Origin of the sequence: Alteromonas sp. MB-3u-76 (genome assembly GCF_002831605.1) — a bacterium.
Taxonomy (GTDB): Bacteria; Pseudomonadota; Gammaproteobacteria; order Enterobacterales; family Alteromonadaceae; genus Alteromonas; species Alteromonas hispanica.
The window spans coordinates 3,267,866-3,284,692 of sequence record NZ_CP025115.1; the positions used below are offsets into that span (position 1 = coordinate 3,267,866).

At 43.8% G+C, this 16,827-nt stretch carries 16 protein-coding genes; 9 read left to right on the top strand and 7 right to left on the bottom strand.

Annotated features, from left to right (window positions below; all coding sequences use genetic code 11):
• Positions 1-257 precede the first annotated feature (257 nt).
• Positions 258-1,157 (bottom strand): beta-lactamase regulator AmpE, encoded by a 900-nt coding sequence (ampE, locus tag CW735_RS14530; RefSeq protein ID WP_100972781.1) that lies wholly within the window; start codon positions 1,155-1,157, stop codon positions 258-260.
• A gap of 109 nt (positions 1,158-1,266) precedes the next feature.
• Positions 1,267-1,806 (bottom strand): 1,6-anhydro-N-acetylmuramyl-L-alanine amidase AmpD, encoded by a 540-nt coding sequence (ampD, locus tag CW735_RS14535; RefSeq protein WP_100972782.1) that lies wholly within the window; start codon positions 1,804-1,806, stop codon positions 1,267-1,269.
• A 263-nt stretch (positions 1,807-2,069) separates the two neighbouring features.
• Between ampD and CW735_RS14540 the strand changes: the two genes are divergently transcribed.
• From CW735_RS14540 to CW735_RS14580, 9 genes are all read left to right on the top strand, one after another.
• Positions 2,070-2,588, top strand: a complete 519-nt coding sequence (locus CW735_RS14540; protein WP_100972783.1) for a retropepsin-like aspartic protease family protein — start codon at positions 2,070-2,072, stop codon at positions 2,586-2,588.
• Between the two features lie 33 nt (positions 2,589-2,621).
• A complete protein-coding gene (gene nadC, locus CW735_RS14545; RefSeq protein ID WP_198033618.1) occupies positions 2,622-3,476 on the top strand; it encodes a carboxylating nicotinate-nucleotide diphosphorylase in 855 nt (284 codons plus the stop codon).
• A gap of 446 nt (positions 3,477-3,922) precedes the next feature.
• The gene (locus CW735_RS14550; RefSeq protein WP_100972784.1) at positions 3,923-4,345 is read left to right on the top strand and encodes a pilin; all 423 of its coding nucleotides are present in this window, start codon (positions 3,923-3,925) and stop codon (positions 4,343-4,345) included.
• Between the two features lie 81 nt (positions 4,346-4,426).
• Positions 4,427-5,638 (top strand): type II secretion system F family protein, encoded by a 1,212-nt coding sequence (locus CW735_RS14555; protein ID WP_100972785.1) that lies wholly within the window; start codon positions 4,427-4,429, stop codon positions 5,636-5,638.
• Between the two features lie 162 nt (positions 5,639-5,800).
• Positions 5,801-6,709, top strand: coding sequence for a prepilin peptidase (locus tag CW735_RS14560; RefSeq protein WP_100972786.1), 909 nt, complete (start codon positions 5,801-5,803; stop codon positions 6,707-6,709).
• Positions 6,710-7,315 (top strand): dephospho-CoA kinase, encoded by a 606-nt coding sequence (coaE, locus tag CW735_RS14565; RefSeq protein ID WP_198520976.1) that lies wholly within the window; start codon positions 6,710-6,712, stop codon positions 7,313-7,315.
• A 398-nt stretch (positions 7,316-7,713) separates the two neighbouring features.
• On the top strand, positions 7,714-8,466 hold the full coding sequence (gene zapD / locus CW735_RS14570; RefSeq protein ID WP_071980369.1) for a cell division protein ZapD: 753 nt from the start codon (positions 7,714-7,716) through the stop codon (positions 8,464-8,466).
• Positions 8,467-8,715: 249 nt separating this feature from the next.
• On the top strand, positions 8,716-8,943 hold the full coding sequence (gene yacG, locus CW735_RS14575) for a DNA gyrase inhibitor YacG (RefSeq protein ID WP_071980370.1): 228 nt from the start codon (positions 8,716-8,718) through the stop codon (positions 8,941-8,943).
• Positions 8,944-8,964: 21 nt separating this feature from the next.
• Positions 8,965-9,861, top strand: coding sequence for an aspartoacylase (locus CW735_RS14580; RefSeq protein ID WP_071980371.1), 897 nt, complete (start codon positions 8,965-8,967; stop codon positions 9,859-9,861).
• A 189-nt stretch (positions 9,862-10,050) separates the two neighbouring features.
• On the opposite strand, the gene mutT is transcribed toward CW735_RS14580, so the two are convergent.
• The 5 genes from mutT to ftsZ all read right to left on the bottom strand — a co-directional run bounded on the left by mutT (position 10,051) and on the right by ftsZ (position 16,764).
• Entirely contained in the window at positions 10,051-10,443 is a 393-nt protein-coding gene (gene mutT / locus CW735_RS14585) for an 8-oxo-dGTP diphosphatase MutT (RefSeq protein ID WP_071980372.1), read from the bottom strand.
• Positions 10,443-13,151 carry a preprotein translocase subunit SecA gene (gene secA / locus CW735_RS14590; protein ID WP_100972787.1) on the bottom strand — a complete coding sequence of 903 codons (2,709 nt, stop codon included), beginning with the start codon at positions 13,149-13,151 and terminating at the stop codon, positions 10,443-10,445. Before secA ends, mutT begins: the two co-directional genes overlap by 1 nt.
• Positions 13,152-13,339: 188 nt before the next feature.
• The gene (locus CW735_RS14595) at positions 13,340-14,218 is read right to left on the bottom strand and encodes a M23 family metallopeptidase (RefSeq protein WP_100972788.1); all 879 of its coding nucleotides are present in this window, start codon (positions 14,216-14,218) and stop codon (positions 13,340-13,342) included.
• A 188-nt stretch (positions 14,219-14,406) separates the two neighbouring features.
• On the bottom strand, positions 14,407-15,318 hold the full coding sequence (lpxC, locus tag CW735_RS14600; RefSeq protein WP_071980375.1) for a UDP-3-O-acyl-N-acetylglucosamine deacetylase: 912 nt from the start codon (positions 15,316-15,318) through the stop codon (positions 14,407-14,409).
• Between the two features lie 276 nt (positions 15,319-15,594).
• Complete coding sequence (gene ftsZ, locus CW735_RS14605) at positions 15,595-16,764, bottom strand: cell division protein FtsZ (protein WP_071980376.1); 1,170 nt, start codon at positions 16,762-16,764, stop codon at positions 15,595-15,597.
• Positions 16,765-16,827 lie beyond the last annotated feature (63 nt).

Genomic DNA, 16,827 nt, shown 5'->3' on the forward strand with positions numbered 1-16,827 from the left:
CAACAAAAATTGGTAATACCATTTTACCTATACAGTTTAAGGCAGATCGATTTAGAGGTAAATACTTTCAAGCATAGCAAACCTCACTCAGTTTGCAGCGTGTAAAGCTTTATAATTGAATTTGTTAAGAAAAGTTTTCTCATCATTACTGGTCTGATGAGAAAGAAAAGAAGGAAATAGCGACGAAAAGGTCTGATATAGCGGCAGTTTTTTATTAGACCAACTATTCCCCAATAGGTAAATGTAAAAAATAATCGCTATGCCAAGCTGCCAATAACCGTAAGTGCAGACGTAACAACCAGTAAAAAAATAACATTACGTTTTGCTAATTTTACTAAAACCTTAGGTTCAACAGCCGCATTTTCAGCCTGCAATGCCTGTTCTTCAGGTGTGAGCATCTCCGCTTTTGCTGAAATAATCGTCAACACATCGTAAGCGGATATATCAAGTTGCAACGCGTGCTTTATCCACTCGGGCAATGCCCTCGAAAAATGCCCCATCATTAGCATTCCAAATGTGGTGATACGCACTGGTACGTAATCTAGTGCGAACATAAGGCGACCAGCAGTTTCTCGCAAAGGATGTTGCGCCGTGCAGAGGGCTTCCGTTGTGCTTCTACTTAAACTGTAAAACAGTGCACCGGGCGCACCAAATGCCATAAACCACAGCATAACGGCTGCGTAATGCTGATAATTAAGCCAGGTTAAGTGTTGCCCAAAGCTTTTTCCCTGTACTTGAGCACTTCCTTGATTCTTTTCTTCATATTCACCGTCTTCACTTTCACTCTGTGTATTCGCGCAATGACCAAGTTGGTCTGTATACATGCTGCAGGCTTGCAAGTCGTTACGCTCAGCTGCGTTTAAAAAGCATTTGTAAGTTGCTCTTAAGGCTGGGCAGCCAATACACAGGAATAGAACAATACTTTGTTCAATAAAGGTAAGAAAAGCACCCAGCAGAAAATACTCAACAGCGGCTAAAATGACAGCTGGCGCCAGCAAACTACAATACAAAACTGCAGAATTGCTTTTCTTTCCTATCCATCCTTTACCTGTAAGCCATTCTCTGTATTGACTAGCATATTTTTCAATGTGCCAATTCGGTTCTTTACTAATCAGCCGTTCCAAGCTTAAAACTAATAGCAAACTCATTAAAATCATGTGGTAGGTCGCTTCTTCTTTATTGGTTTATTCGTTTGTACGTTTGTTCATTTTTTGCATCATATTTCGCTGTGAGCTCGTATACTTGATAAATAGCTTGCAGCAATGCTTATATCAAATGAGTCAGGCTTTTTCTGTAACGCGCCCAATCGAAAGCTTGGCCAGGATCGGTTTTTCTCCCCGGAGCGATATCGTTGTGACCTACAATACGCCCTAACGTAATGTCTGGGTAGTGCTTAACGATGAACTCGGTTAGCTCTGTTAATGCAGCGTACTGCTCGTTGGTGTATGCCAGCGTATCTGTGCCTTCAAGCTCAATACCAATTGAGAAGTCATTACACCTGCTTTTCCCCTGAAAAGTGGACAGACCTGCATGCCATGCACGTTCATTAAATGGTACAAACTGTTCTACTTTGCCCGTGCGGTAAATAACGCAGTGGGCAGATACCCGCAATCCGGCAAGTTCTTGATAAAATGGATGCTCAGTAGGGTCGAGCTCACCCATAAACAAATCTCTTATCCCCGACGTACCAAACTGTGAGGGTGGCAGAGAGATATTGTGAATAACTAACATGTTCACCACGGCTCCATCAGGACGTGCATCGCAGTGCGGAGAAGGCAAAAGAGTGGCGTTGTGGTAAGTTGTCATGTCGCAAATCTTCTTATCGTAACGTGGTGCAAGTGATGAGTATAAAAGTTATTCGGTAATTGGTTGAGACCTGTTTTTAATCTCTTTTACAAAAAACCGATTACATATAGAAGTGTTACATTGCTACCTTACTAATAGCAATCAGAATTAAAACAAGAAATTAACACAGTATCTATAAGAGGCAATGATGTCTTATCATAGTGCACTATTACAGCGTCATGCAGTGTCATTCGTTTACATAAGCAAAAAGAGGTAAGAGGGTAATGTCACAGGAACAATACGAAACAAGCGCTGCTGGCAAATGGATGGTGGTTCTTGCCTGGGTCTGCGGTCTGGGACTGCTGGTTTTTGTATTCTCAGACCTATTGGAAAAACAGGTAAACCCCAACAGTGACCCAATTTCTGAGCGAATGGGTGAACAAACCGAGGTGCGTCTAAAGCAAAATCGTCAGGGGCATTATGTAACCAGTGGCTTCATTAATGGTGAAGAAGTTATTTTCTTAGTTGATACCGGAGCTACCGACGTTGCCGTTCCCGCCCATTTAGCTAACAAGTTACAATTACAGGCTGGCCGCCAAGGGCTAGCGCGAACCGCCAATGGCACAGTTAGAATTGCCGAAGCGACAATAGATACCCTTCGCATTGGCGATATTGAGCTACGAAACGTACAGGCAAACTTAAACCCTGGTATGCAAGATAACCATATTTTGCTTGGAATGAGCGTTCTTCGCCAATTAGAGTTTACTCAGCGTGGCGATTGGTTAATATTGCGTACCCTGTAAAAAAGACAACCTGAAAAGACCATAGCGATGAAGATAACATCACCCGATATAGACGCCATACGCGAGCAAGTTTCTTTAGCATTAATAGAAGATTTGGGCGGAGAGCTTAATGCCGATAATGATATTACCGCCAACCTTATCGACAAAGATGTAACGGCTAGTGCGACAATTATCACCAGAGAACCTTGCGTTATTTGCGGCGTGGCATGGGTAAATCAGGCATTTGCACTTATTGACGAATCGGTAACGGTAACCTGGCATGTTGAAGATGGTGACAGCGTAGTTGCTGATACCGTGCTGGTGAGTTTGTCTGGCTCTGCCCGCGCTATTCTTACCGCTGAGCGCACCGCACTTAACTTCTTGCAGACTTTATCAGCCAGCGCAACCGTCACTGCTTTTTACACAAAGTTTTTGCAAGGTACGAAAACGAAAATTCTAGATACCAGAAAAACGCTTCCTGGCCTGCGATATGCGCAAAAATACGCTGTTCGCTGTGGCGGCGGACAAAATCACCGCGTTGGGCTATTTGATGCATTTCTAATAAAAGAGAATCATATATTCTCTTGCGGCGGCATTGAAAAAGCGGTGAGCCGGGCTAAAGAAACTATGCCGGGTAAAACAGTAGAAGTAGAAGTGGAAAGTATCAACGAGTTCAAGTTAGCGCTTGAGGCCGGTGCAGACATAGTGATGTTAGATAACTTTACCAACGAACAGATCCAACAGGCAGTGGCGCTTAATAACGGTAAGTGTAAGCTTGAAGTGTCTGGCAATATTACCGACGAGAGACTTTCTTCTTTATCTAAGCTAGGCGTGGATTACATATCTTCCGGTGCATTAACCAAGCATGTGCAGGCGATAGATTTATCGCTGCGTATAAATTTGGACTAATATGTAAAGATGAATATGTAATGCAGGCTTTGGTAGGATCACGTTAGTGTTAAACAGAACCTGGGCTTGATGTAGTGTGCTTAAATTGTGTTTTGAGGAATACGCTGGTTAACTACTTGCAAACATTCGCAAAATAAAAATGAAGGCGGGAACAGCGATAGCGGTCAACACTTAAAACATTAAATCTAGAGTATTGTATTGCTCGACATACATCGAAAGCAAAAAGAGTTTTATACGAAAGTTCAATGACATAGACCTGCAAAGGCGTAGATGAACGTGTCATACTTGCTGAGTCAGACATAGGTATAGTTCTAGATACTTGTCAGTGACAAATAAAATTCTATACTGAGTAACAAGTACCAGGGGCGTTTAAGGACGACTCGGGTATAAACGTCAATTTGAATTTATTTAAACTTAGCGTGTTATACGCGTCCCGGAGATAGACCATGATGAAAATGAATAAAACAAACCAAAAAGGTTTCACCCTAATCGAATTAATGATTGTTGTTGCAATCATCGGTATTCTTGCAGCGATCGCGTTGCCTGCGTATCAAAACTACACGCAAAAAGCGAAGTTTACTGAGGTGACCAACGCTACTGCTGCTGCGAAAACGGCTGTAGAGATCTGTTATTCATCTACAGGTAATATTGCAGACTGTGATGAAGGCACAAATGGAGTCCCAGGCAAAATTGACGCGGATACAGATACTGTCGGAGTTACTATCACTGATGGAGTAATTAAAGCGACTGCATCGGGAGAATCAGGTCTTACAGACGGTACAGACGCCGCTACTTACACGTTAACACCTGATGTAACTGACGGTAATGTTAAATGGGATAATGCGTGTGTTCCAGCTGATATATGCTAACTAAACAAGATAACTCAAAAGCCCAGCATTAACTGGGCTTTTTTTGTTTTATGTCGTTCAAGAAGAGTCAGAAGAATTACTATGGCAAGAGCACCAGCAGTTTTTACATGGCAGGGCAAAGACAGAAGGGGCCAGTCGCGGAAAGGTGAAATTTCCGCAGTTTCACTTTCAGAAGCCAAGAATCTTCTCCGACGACAGGGTATTTCCGCTAACAAGGTCAAGAAGTTAAGCAAACCTTTATTCGGAAGCGGCGCAGCAAAAATAACACCAGCAGACATCTCTGTTACCTCTCGTCAAATAGCAACCATGCTAAGCGCTGGTGTTACGCTTATACAGTCTCTTGAAATGATTGCCCAAGGCCATGAAAAAGTTAGCATGCGCAAGTTGCTTGGCGAGATTACCGAGGAAGTAAAGGCCGGAAATCCTCTATCTTCAGCCCTTAGAAAACATCCCAACTATTTCGATGATTTGTATTGCGACCTGGTTTATACCGGTGAGCAGTCAGGTGCCCTAGAGCTTATTTACGACCGAATAGCCACATACAAGGAAAAAGCCGAAGCCTTAAAATCTAAAATCAAAAAGGCGATGTTTTACCCTATTGCGGTAGTCGTAGTTGCTTTTATTGTTACTACTATTCTTCTTATTTTTGTAGTGCCTCAATTTGAAGAGATTTTTAGCAGTTTCGGTGCTGAGTTGCCTGCGTTTACGCAATTTGTATTGGGTATTTCTCGCTTTGTACAAGATTACGGTATTTTTATCGCGATTGGTGTGGGTGTTGCTGGCTTTTTATTTGGCCGTGCTTATAAAAAGAGCCAAAACTTACGTGATCGTTGCGATAGATTGGTATTGAAAATTCCTGTGATTGGGGAAATACTAAAAAAGGCCAGCATCGCACGTTTTACCCGCACCCTTGCAACAACATTCGCCGCTGGTGTACCTCTGATAGGCGCACTTGAATCTGCCGCCGGCGCATCTGGCAATGCCGTATATAGGGAAGCGATATTATATATGCGTAAAGAAGTGGCTGGCGGTATTCCCATGCATGTGGCTATGCGTGCGACTAACGTATTCCCCGACATGGTGACGCAGATGATTGCTATTGGCGAGGAGTCTGGTGCTGTAGATGAAATGCTAAGTAAGATTGCCACAATATACGAAGCGGAAGTAGATGACATGGTAGACGGTTTAACCAGCTTACTAGAGCCTATGATTATGGCTGTACTAGGTGTGGTAATCGGCGGCCTAATTATTGCCATGTACCTACCTATATTTGATATGGGTAACGTGGTATAAATTGCGTTGGGAAGAAGCTTAGGCAAAATAGTATTGGTTAGCATTTACGCTTAAGCTTACAAATTACCTGCCCGAAAAACCTGATAAAACAAGCTCGCTAACCAGCGAGCTTTTTACATAACTATACACCGATATAACAATGCTGTTTATGGAAGCAACTTAATGGATGCAATGATCACCCTTAGCCAACTTCACCCAGAGTTCTTCTATCTACTCGTGTTTTCAGTCAGCTTAATGGTTGGCAGCTTTTTGAATGTGGTTATTTATCGCCTACCCATTATGATGGAGCGTAGTTGGCAAGAGGAATACGAAAGTTATTTTGCCGACACTGATGAAGGGACCAATTCTACACATGGTTCTAAGAGTGACTCCGAGAGCAGTTCAGCCCCTTTCAACCTCGTTAAACCAGACAGCACCTGCCCCAAATGTGGCCACACTATTCGCGCTTGGGAAAATATTCCGGTAATAAGCTATGTGCTATTAAAAGGTAAATGCGCCAGTTGTAAAACAGGTATATCTCCTCGATATCCATTGGTAGAACTGTTTACAGCCATTGCATGTACCTTTACCGCTTTTCATTTTGGTCCTACTCCTCAGGCGCTTTGGGCAGTTTTATTTACCTACATACTTATAGCGCTTATTTTTATCGACATAGATAAAATGCTGCTGCCCGACCAACTCACCCTGCCCCTGCTATGGCTTGGCTTACTGCTAAGTACTAATAGCATTTTTGTGAGCACCACCGACGCTATTATAGGCGCTGCTGCTGGGTATCTTAGTTTATGGTCTGTGTATTGGCTGTTTAAGCTTGTTACTGGCAAAGAAGGAATGGGCTATGGCGATTTTAAATTACTTGCAGCGCTTGGTGCCTACACGGGCTGGCAAGGTTTGCCAGTAATAATATTATTATCATCTTTCGTTGGTGCGGTGGTAGGTATCGCCATAATGGTGGCGCAAAATAAAGGCAAGTCACTGGCTATCCCCTTTGGCCCTTATTTAGCAGTGGCAGGTTGGCTTACCTTTTTGTACAAAGATACTATTATTTCTAACTATCTCGAGCTTGTATTATAAATGATCAATACTCCTTACGTTATTGGCCTAACAGGTGGTATTGGAAGCGGTAAGTCTGCTGCTACTGAGCGCTTTAAAACCCACAATATCGATGTTGTTGATGCAGATGAAGTGGCAAGAGATGTTGTACTTCCAGGAACCCTCGGGTTACACAGTATTGTACAGCGCTTCGGGAAAAGCGTATTACTCAATGACGGTACTCTCGACAGAGCCCAACTGCGCAAGCATGTATTTGCAGACCCCGAAGCCAAAGCATGGCTAAACAAGTTATTACATCCGCTTATTCGCGAGCGTATGCTAGTGCTAATTGCAGCCTCAACTGGCTCTTACTGCATATTGTCTGTGCCCTTGCTGGTAGAAAATAAGCTTACTGAAATGTGTAGTAAGGTAGTTGTGGTGGATTGTGAAGAGGATATTCAGCTTAAGCGCGCTATGCAAAGAGATAGTAGTGACAAGCAAACAATTAAAAATATTATGGCGGCACAGGCAAGCAGAGAGGAACGCTTACAGGCTGCAGACTACGTACTTGATAACAGCACTACGCTTACATCGTTGCACCAGCAAGTTGATGAGTTACATACTAAGCTGCTAATGCAGGTGTCTTAACGGAAAGCTCTTTATGGAGAGCTATTTACGGATTGCTTTTTACGGAGAGCTATTTTAGAAGGGCACTTAACGGAGAGCTATTTTAGAAGGGCACTTAACAAAGGGCTCTCTACTTAAGTGAAAGAATTGTGCCCTAGTTTTCTACAAGTAATTTGTCTACAAATAATCTGTTTATAAGTAATCTGTCTTTATGCCGTCCGTCTAAACATACTCTGTCTGCGAACACTCCGCCTGCAGGTTTTAATTTTTTGTTTTCTCTGGTTTTTGTTTGATTTTGAAACTTTTTTACTCAATTAGCATCAAAAGAAGAGTTTGGTTGAGAAGTATACTTGGCTTAACCGCCTCTATGCTTTAGGCTTTAGACTTTCGCCTAACGTAAGTGTGTTTTAAGGATTTCCATGAGCGACGCTGTATTCGAATTTCCCCTTAAGGAAAAAGTGCGCAACTATCTGCGCGTAGAGCAGCTGCTTGGCCAACTTAAAATTACAGCGAAAGCAGAACAAAGTAGCTTACAACTGGTATTTTTCGAGCAGCTTTTTGAACTGCTTGACTTGATAGAACGCATCGATCTTCGCTCAGATTTAACTAAAGATTTAGAAGCCCACGAAAAAAACCTCGTGTATTGGTCTAAGCACCCCAAAATTGATACTACCGCTTTAGAGCATGCACTAAAAACAGTGCTACGCCTTCGTCAAAAGATTAAAACCGACGGCCGGTTTGGCAATGCGTTAAAAGAAGATAAGCTTTTAAGCTCCATTAGGCAGCGTTTCGCCATACCCGGCGGGGCGTGCAGCTTTGACCTACCTAACTTACATTTTTGGCTTCACCAGCCTTTAGAACGTCGTCTAAATGAAATAACACAATGGTTAGAAACCCTTGCTTTGCTAGACGACGCCATTACAGTGAGCCTGTCGTTTATTCGCGAACGAGGTCAGTTCAAAACCACAGTTGCTGAAAGTGGTTTCTTCCAAGGTGCCGCCGAAGATAAAAATGAACTTATTCGCGTAAAATGTCGTGTAGATGAAGGCTACTACCCTACTCTGAGCGGTAATAAGTATCGCTACGCGCTGCGCTTTATGTTGTTTTCAACTGAAGACAGTAAAAGTGGTTCAGTGGAAGAAAACGTTCAATTCCTTCTGGCAGCCTGCTAACCTATACCACGCTTACATTTGATGTTACTTAACGTATTTTTGTACTGGTGAACTCTTTTATAGGGCTCTTTATCGGTGCCGTTTTAAATTTATTTTATACGCTGCTTTTTCAAAATGCTGACTCGAAGGCGTAACTTAAAGACTTGATTTGATAGCTTGGATGGAAGCTTATTTTAAGGGCTCAGTTTGAGTACTTAGTTTATAGTCTTATTTTCATCCTTGATATAAATTCTTTTATTGGAGAGATAGATGGAAGTCAAATGCCCCATATGTACCAAACCCGTAGTTTGGTCACCCGAAAGTGAATATCGCCCTTTTTGTAGTAAAAAATGTCAGCTAATTGACTTAGGTGAGTGGGCTGGAGAAGACAGAAAAATAGCGGGTAAGCCTGCCGATGATGCAACGCCGCAATCTATCGATATAGAAGAGATTGAAGCAATGCTAGCAGAGCAGCCAGACGACTTTTTTAAACACTAATTTTTCTTTTAAAGGAACATCATGATTAATTCTATCGCATTAGTCGGTGGCACTCACGGTAACGAAATGAGCGGTATTCAGCTCGTTCAAAACTGGGAAGATAATGGCGTACCGTCTCAGTTTAGCAGCCTAGATATTACGCTCTACAAAGCAAACCCCGCCGCTATTGCTGCAAACGTGAGATTTTTAGAGGAAGATCTCAATCGCCAATTTACTAACCAAGCACTTTCGAGTAGTCGGCACACCAAGACGCCAAACTCGTTAGGCAGCATCTCGCAAGAACAAGAGCTTGCAGCAGCGATCAACGCTCAGCTAGGTCCCAAAGGTGCTTCAACAACCGATTTAGTGATTGATATTCACAATACCACCAGCAATATGGGTGCAACCCTCATCATTCTTGATACCAGCGATGTGTATATAAAAATGGCTCGCTACGTAAAACAACACATGCCCGACGCCAATATTCTGGTAGAAGATGAGAAGCCTTATCATGAGCACGGGTATTTATGCACTACCGGAAAGCTGGGGGTAATGATAGAAGTAGGCGCACAGCCACAAGGCGTGCTGAGAGAAGATGTATTTTTGTCTACACAAAAAATGGCAGAAGTGCTATTGAGTTTTTGTATCGCACTAAATAACAATGAGTGCGATAACTTGCCACCGTGTGAGGCATTTCGTTTAGGAGAAAATGTGTCATTTCCGCTCAACGAAGAAGGAAATCGCACGGCAATGATTCATCATTCTATTCAAGATAATGATTTTGTGCCGTTAATGCCCGGTAACCCTATGTTTAGAGGGTTTGATGGTAAAGATATCGTGTGGCATGGCGATGAGCCTACCTACCCTCACTTTATTAATGAGGCCGCCTATCACAAGTTAGACGTGGCGTTTGCCACATCTGAACGCATAGAAATCTAACTTTTCTCTGCTATTGAAATCAAGCTTAAAACTGTCCACAGAAATAGCGTGGAAGTAGCATAGGAATACCGCACATAAAAAAACAGGTACAACGCGTAGCTGTTTTTTTTATTTCAGCGTTAGCTGCTCTCACGAAAAGCAATTGTATTGCTAATGACAGCAGGTATCGCTGCCAGCTAATTCAATTGCTTATTTATTCTCTTCCGTTAGCGCTTGAATGATAGCGACGTTAGCTTCCGGAAAGTCTTTCACGTTTAAGTCATTAACAGCCTGCCAACGAGATGACTGGCCTTCCTTGCCGTGAGGCTCGCCATTGAAGTTCGTCACGCGATGCACATCTAGCTTTACGTACTTATCACCATAGTCATGCTCGATAACTATGAGTGGCTCGCTAGACAAAACATCTATACCAATCTCTTCAGCAAGTTCCCGCTTGAGTGCTTCAGTCACGGTTTCACCGTTTTCTACCTTGCCCCCGGGAAACTCCCATTTACCGCCTTGGTGGACGTCTTTCGAGCGAAGAGTGGTAAAGATATCACTACCGCGGGCAACTACGCCCACGGCAACGTGTACTCGCTTCATTAGCTTAACTTACCGTGGCACTGCTTATACTTTTTACCAGAACCGCATGGGCAAGGGTCGTTACGACCAACCTTAGGCCCGTTTCTCACTGCGGTACGAGGCGTGTCGCTTGCTTCTTCTGGCTTTGCAGAGGCGTCTTCATGCTCAAAGTTCTTGGGCACATCGTCAGCCTGACGACGCTGCTCTTCAACTTTTTGTACATCTTCTTCGGCCTGCACTTTCACACGCGCAAGAATTGTTATTACTTCAACTTTCAGAGTTTCAAGCATTTGAGAGAACAGTGCAAAAGACTCTCGCTTATATTCCTGCTTAGGGTTCTTTTGAGCGTAACCGCGCAAATGAATTCCCTGACGCAAATGATCCATTGCCGCCAGATGCTCTTTCCAGTGACTGTCTAAATTTTGCAGCATTACCGCTTTTTCAAACTGACGTAGCACTTCTGGGCCAACAATTTTCTCTTTTTCTGTATAAGCGCTTACCACTTCCTCCAGAATACGCTCTCTAAGCTTTTCTTCGTAAAGCTTGTCGTCATTTTCTAGCCATGTTTGAAGGGGTAGATCAGTGGCAAAATCTGCTTTAAGGCGCTCTTCCAGCCCTTTCACATCCCACATTTCTTCCAACGACTGTGGCGGAATATATTCATCCACTACGCTGCTAATAACATCTTCGCGAATTGCTGTAATCGTTTCGCTAATATCGCCTTCGTCCAGCAACTCGTTGCGCTGCTCGTAAATAACTTTACGTTGGTCGTTGGCCACATCATCGTATTCAAGAAGCTGTTTACGGGTATCGAAGTTGCGACCTTCCACTTTACGCTGCGCGTTTTCGATAGCGCGAGTTACCCACGGGTGCTCGATAGCTTCGCCACGCTCCATACCCAAGCGCTTCATCATGTTGCCCATTTTTTCAGAGGCAAATATTCGCATAAGTGCGTCGTCTAGCGACAGATAGAAACGACTTGAGCCCGGATCACCTTGACGACCAGAACGACCACGAAGCTGATTGTCAATACGACGTGATTCGTGACGCTCGGTACCAATGATATGTAAACCACCGGCGGCAAGCACTTCGTCGTGACGCTTTTTCCACTCTGCTTTTATCTTTTCAATTTGAGCTTCAGTTGGGTTCTCAATTTTTTCAATTTCGGCCTGCCAATTTCCGCCAAGCACGATATCTGTACCACGTCCCGCCATATTTGTAGCTATAGTAACGGCACCCGTTTTACCCGCCTGGGCAACAATATCAGCCTCATGCTCGTGGAACTTAGCATTCAATACTTTGTGCGGAATTTTCGCCTTTTTCAGAATTCGTGAAATAAGCTCCGAATTTTCGATAGATACCGTACCTACCAGCGTAGGCTGACCGCGCTTAACACAATCTTTTATATCTTCTACTATGGCTTCGTATTTCTCTTCGGCCGTTAAGTAAATGAGGTCGGCCATGTCTTTACGCTGCATAGGTTTATTCGTTGGAATAACCACGGTCTCAAGACCATAAATATGTTGAAATTCGAATGCTTCAGTATCTGCGGTACCTGTCATACCCGCGAGCTTGTTATAAATGCGGAAGTAGTTTTGGAAGGTAATAGACGCAAGCGTTTGGTTTTCGTTTTGAATGCGAACACCTTCTTTTGCCTCTACAGCTTGGTGTAAGCCTTCTGACCAACGGCGGCCTTCCATTGTGCGACCCGTGTGCTCATCAACAATGACAATTTGGTCGTCTTTAACAATGTAGTCTACGTCTTTGGTAAAGAGCTTATGCGCACGTAGCGCAGCATTAATGTGGTGCAATAATGATATATTTCCTGCGGCGAATAGTGATTCACCCTCAGGCAACACACCCTCTTCCTGCAGAATTTCTTCAACATGAAGTTGTCCGCGCTCGGTCAGGTGAATTTGCTTGGCTTTAAGGTCGATTGTGAAATCGCCGTCACCTTCCTGGCCTTCTTCGTCTTCTTTTTCTTGCTGTACTAGTTTTGGAATTAGCGTATTGATACGACGATAAAGCTCAGAGCTATCTTCAGCTTGACCTGAGATAATAAGAGGCGTTCGTGCTTCATCAATCAAGATTGAGTCAACTTCATCTACGACTGCATAGTTAAGTGGGCGCTGTACTCTGTCTTGTGGGCTAAACGCCATGTTGTCGCGAAGATAATCAAACCCGAATTCGTTATTCGTTCCGTATGTCACATCAGCTTGATACGCTTGGCGCTTTTCTTCAGGCGACATACCTGGAACGTTACATCCCACCTGCATGCCTAAGAAATTGAATAGCTGATTACTCCACTGTGCATCACGCTTGGCTAGGTAGTCGTTCACGGTAATAACGTGAACACCTTTTCCAGAAAGTGCATTTAAGTAAGTAGGCAACGTAGCGGTAAGAGTTTTACCTTCACCAGTACGCATCTCTGAAATGTTACCTTGGTGAAGAACTTGCCCGCCTAGCATTTGAACGTCAAAGTGACGCATACCATAAACACGCTTACTGGCTTCTCTTACCGTAGCAAACGCTTCGTTAAGCAGCGCATCTAAGGTTTCACCCTTTTCAATGCGGGCTTTGAATTCTTCGGTTTTCGCTTTTAGCGCCTCATCAGAAAGCTTTTCATACTCTGCTTCCAGTGCATTGATGGCATCTACGTTTTTACGTAATTTTTTTAATAGTCGGTCGTTTCTACTTCCGAATACTTTTCTTAGGATGCTTGAAAACATTAGCTTTTTTATTCCACTACTTGTCGAGACGCCATACCAAAAGTACAGCAAAATTAAATAATTAAGGCGTATACCAATACCAGGCAATGCCTTGCGATTTTTATGTAACTAGCGCGCAAAAACGAACAGCGTTTTCATTGCTTGCTACCCTTGATGCAGGTGTAAAACCTACTAACCTGGCTGCTACCTTACTTTTTTCTTACAAAAGGCAGAGGATCGACTTGTTTTCCGTTTCTTATTACTTCGTAGTGAACGTGGGCACCAGTCGAGCGACCGGTATTGCCCATTTTTGCGATAGGTTGCCCTTTGGTAACCACATCACCTATCGAAACAGATAAGGTATCGTTATGCCCATAACGGGTAACAAAACCATCTCCGTGATCAATTTCTACAAGTTGGCCATAGCCATAGCGATCGCCTGCCCAGGTAACAATACCTGCCGCTGTAGATACTACGTCTATTCCCGCTTTACCGGCAAAGTCCAGCCCTTTGTGCATAGCAGGCTCGCCAGTAAACGGGTCGGCACGCATACCGTAATAAGAAGACAACCACCCCGACGCAATCGGACGACCAGATAATCGACTCTGTTCTTGGATATGGTGACCCCGTACTAAATTTTCAAGCATAGCTAACTGTTGCGATTTCAAGTCGAGTGATTGCTCTAGCTTTGCTATCTCGTGAAGAATGGGGTCGTCTTGGGTGTTGTCTGGTATCGATACCGGTACGAAAGCGTCCAGGTCAGTCGCTGACATACCTAATTCTGTTGCTATCTCCTTCCCCTGCTCATCGAGCAAGGTAGCTTTAGCTGAGAGCTCAGCCACGCGAGATAGCAAAACGTTTAATTTCGTTGTGGTTTCTTTCTTCAGTGATTCAATATCGTCTTTGGATTCGTCTAACTGAGTTTGCGCTAAACGAACGCGAGCAATATCTTCAGGAACTGATTCTGTTGAACGACTAGACACAAGCATAAAAATAGAAGTAAGCACAGTTGCGCTCACAAGCGTACGAACACTGACACTGTGCCGATAGCGTGTGTTTTTACCTGCTAGTGTAATTGTTAACTTCATACCACGTAACGGATTTGGGTTTCACACTCTTTTCATTGCTTTGCGCTTAGCGATATCGCCAACGCTTTTTGTTAGTCGCTTCGTTATGAACGTTGAGGTGAAAGTACTACAAAATTGTGGCTTACTTTATCATTTATTTGAACGATTGCCACGTGAAAAAAAACCGCCATAAAGGCGGCTTTTTGAAATTATGCTAATACGGGCTGTGCGTAGCGAATTGGCGCAGACTCTTGAGAGTCGTAAGTCACATATTCCCAACAATCTTGCTGCGCAAGTAACGCGTTAAGAAGTTTGTTGTTTAAGCCGTGCCCTGTTTTGTAAGCTCTAAGCTCACCAATTAGGCTGTTTCCGCCTAAGTAAAGATCACCGATTGCATCAAGGATCTTGTGCTTTAGGAATTCGTCATCGTAACGCAAACCTTCGGGGTTAAGAACGCGAAATTCATCTAGCGCCACTGCGTTTTCCATGCTGCCACCTAATGCAAGGTTATTAGCATTCATGTATTCTAAATCTCGCATAAAACCGAACGTACGCGCACGGCTCACTTCATTAACGTATGAACACGAATCGAAATCCATCACCATATGCTGGCGGGTTTCACTGATAACAGGATGATCGAAATCGATTTTAAAATCGACGCGAAAACCGTCGTAGGGCACAAGTTCGGCCCACTTATCTTCGTCTTCAACACGCACAGGCTTTTTAATACGAATAAACTGCTTTGGTGCGTTAAGTTCTTCAATACCAGCGGTTTGAAGAAGAAATACAAACGGACTTGCACTTCCATCCATGATAGGCAATTCGTTGCTGTCTACTTCAACAATAATATTGTCAATACCCAAGCCAGCAAGAGCAGAAGCAAGATGTTCAACGGTCTGAATAGTTACACCGTCTTCGTTATTTAAACACGTGCACAGCATAGTGTTCCCTACCGCATTAGCGCGAGAAGGAATATCAACATGTGGGTTAAGGTCAACACGCCTAAACACGATCCCCGTGTTCGCAGGCGCAGGCCGGAGAGTCATCGTGACCTTTTCCCCTTTATGCAGACCAATACCAGTTTCTTGAACCGATTGCTTGATTGTACGTTGTCTAATCATTTGCTTATGCTTTTACCTTTTAAAAAAGCGGGCGCGAATTATAGTGAGTTATTACTCACATGTCAAAAAACACACAAATACAGGGTTTCCCCGCAGCGTTTATCTTTATCTATGTTAGCGCCTATGCAGGTCCTAATTTGACCTACGCATACACAGTGTTTAACTAATTGCTATGCGTAAGACCGCAACAGAACAAAAAAATTCCCTGCAACTTCGCGCAGTTATTCGCAGTTGTTCGCAGCTTTTCACAGTTTTTCAAGAAAACAAGGCAGTACGTTAATCTGCCTGTTTACGTAGAAACGCAGGAATATCCAAATATTCCAAATCATTGTCAGGCTGAGCGCTGTCTTCTGCTTTTAGTGCTTGGTTACCTTCGGTACCACCAACAGAAGAACGCGACTCACCAGCGTTGTTGCTACTTCCGTATTCTTTAGCCGGCTGAGTTAAACGTGAACCCTCGGTACTTACTAAAGAAATATCAGCCTTTCGCTCTGCGCCAATGCCCGTTGCAACAACGGTAACACGAAGCTCGTCAGTCATTTCCATATCAATAACAGTACCAACAACCACTGTCGCGTTTTCAGAAGCGAACGCTTTTACTGCGTTACCTACTGTTTCAAACTCGTCGATAGCGAAATCTGGGCCAGCCGTAATGTTAACAAGAATACCTCGTGCACCCGACAAATCGATATCTTCCAACAGTGGACTGGCGATAGCTGATTCTGCAGCTTCTTCAGCGCGGTCTGGACCACTTGCCGCGCCACTGCCCATCATGGCTTTACCCATTTCAGACATAACCGTTCTTACGTCGGCGAAATCCACATTGATCAAACCAGGGCGTGTAATCAGTTCAGCGATACCTTGAACCGCACCGCGTAACACGTCGTTTGCCGCACTAAATGCCTGAAGTAATGGCGTACCTGGCCCCATCACTTTGAGCAGTTTTTCGTTAGGAATAGTAATAAGCGAGTCTACGTTATTAGCTAATTCAACAATGCCCTGCTCTGCAAAAGAGGTACGTTTTTTCCCTTCAAAAGGAAACGGTTTTGTTACCACTGCAACAGTCAGAATACCCATTTCACGAGCAATTTTTGCCACCTCTGGCGCAGCACCTGTTCCGGTACCACCACCCATTCCGGCAGTAATAAACACCATGTCGGCGCCGTCTAACGCTTGACGAATAGTTTCTCTGTCTTCTTGCGCAGCATCTCTACCAATATTGGGATCGGCGCCTGCGCCCAACCCTTTAGTCACACTTGAGCCAATTTGCAGAGTAATGTCTGCATTTGAACTACGAAGTACCTGTGCATCGGTGTTTACCGCAATAAACTCTACGCCTTCAATGCTTTGAGACACCATGTGTTCAACAGCATTACCGCCGCCACCGCCTACGCCGATGACTTTGATTACGGCTTCTTCGCCGTGACTATCCATTAATTCGAACATACTTACTCTCCGGTTGTACGTCTTTAAAACACTACACTAGGTCATCTACAAAGGCTTATTGCA

What these genes read in the sequence shown, in the direction of transcription:
- CW735_RS14560 (WP_100972786.1), top strand. Translation starts at nt 5,801, where the DNA reads ATGGATGCAATGATCACCCTTAGCCAACTTCACCCAGAGTTCTTCTAT.
- CW735_RS14595 (WP_100972788.1), bottom strand. Translation starts at nt 14,218, where the DNA reads ATGAAGTTAACAATTACACTAGCAGGTAAAAACACACGCTATCGGCAC.
- CW735_RS14555 (WP_100972785.1), top strand. Translation starts at nt 4,427, where the DNA reads ATGGCAAGAGCACCAGCAGTTTTTACATGGCAGGGCAAAGACAGAAGG.
- secA (WP_100972787.1), bottom strand. Translation starts at nt 13,151, where the DNA reads ATGTTTTCAAGCATCCTAAGAAAAGTATTCGGAAGTAGAAACGACCGA.
- ftsZ (WP_071980376.1), bottom strand. Translation starts at nt 16,764, where the DNA reads ATGTTCGAATTAATGGATAGTCACGGCGAAGAAGCCGTAATCAAAGTC.
- ampE (WP_100972781.1), bottom strand. Translation starts at nt 1,157, where the DNA reads ATGATTTTAATGAGTTTGCTATTAGTTTTAAGCTTGGAACGGCTGATT.
- zapD (WP_071980369.1), top strand. Translation starts at nt 7,714, where the DNA reads ATGAGCGACGCTGTATTCGAATTTCCCCTTAAGGAAAAAGTGCGCAAC.
- CW735_RS14540 (WP_100972783.1), top strand. Translation starts at nt 2,070, where the DNA reads ATGTCACAGGAACAATACGAAACAAGCGCTGCTGGCAAATGGATGGTG.
- mutT (WP_071980372.1), bottom strand. Translation starts at nt 10,443, where the DNA reads ATGAAGCGAGTACACGTTGCCGTGGGCGTAGTTGCCCGCGGTAGTGAT.
- lpxC (WP_071980375.1), bottom strand. Translation starts at nt 15,318, where the DNA reads ATGATTAGACAACGTACAATCAAGCAATCGGTTCAAGAAACTGGTATT.
- CW735_RS14580 (WP_071980371.1), top strand. Translation starts at nt 8,965, where the DNA reads ATGATTAATTCTATCGCATTAGTCGGTGGCACTCACGGTAACGAAATG.
- coaE (WP_198520976.1), top strand. Translation starts at nt 6,710, where the DNA reads ATGATCAATACTCCTTACGTTATTGGCCTAACAGGTGGTATTGGAAGC.
- ampD (WP_100972782.1), bottom strand. Translation starts at nt 1,806, where the DNA reads ATGACAACTTACCACAACGCCACTCTTTTGCCTTCTCCGCACTGCGAT.
- yacG (WP_071980370.1), top strand. Translation starts at nt 8,716, where the DNA reads ATGGAAGTCAAATGCCCCATATGTACCAAACCCGTAGTTTGGTCACCC.
- CW735_RS14550 (WP_100972784.1), top strand. Translation starts at nt 3,923, where the DNA reads ATGATGAAAATGAATAAAACAAACCAAAAAGGTTTCACCCTAATCGAA.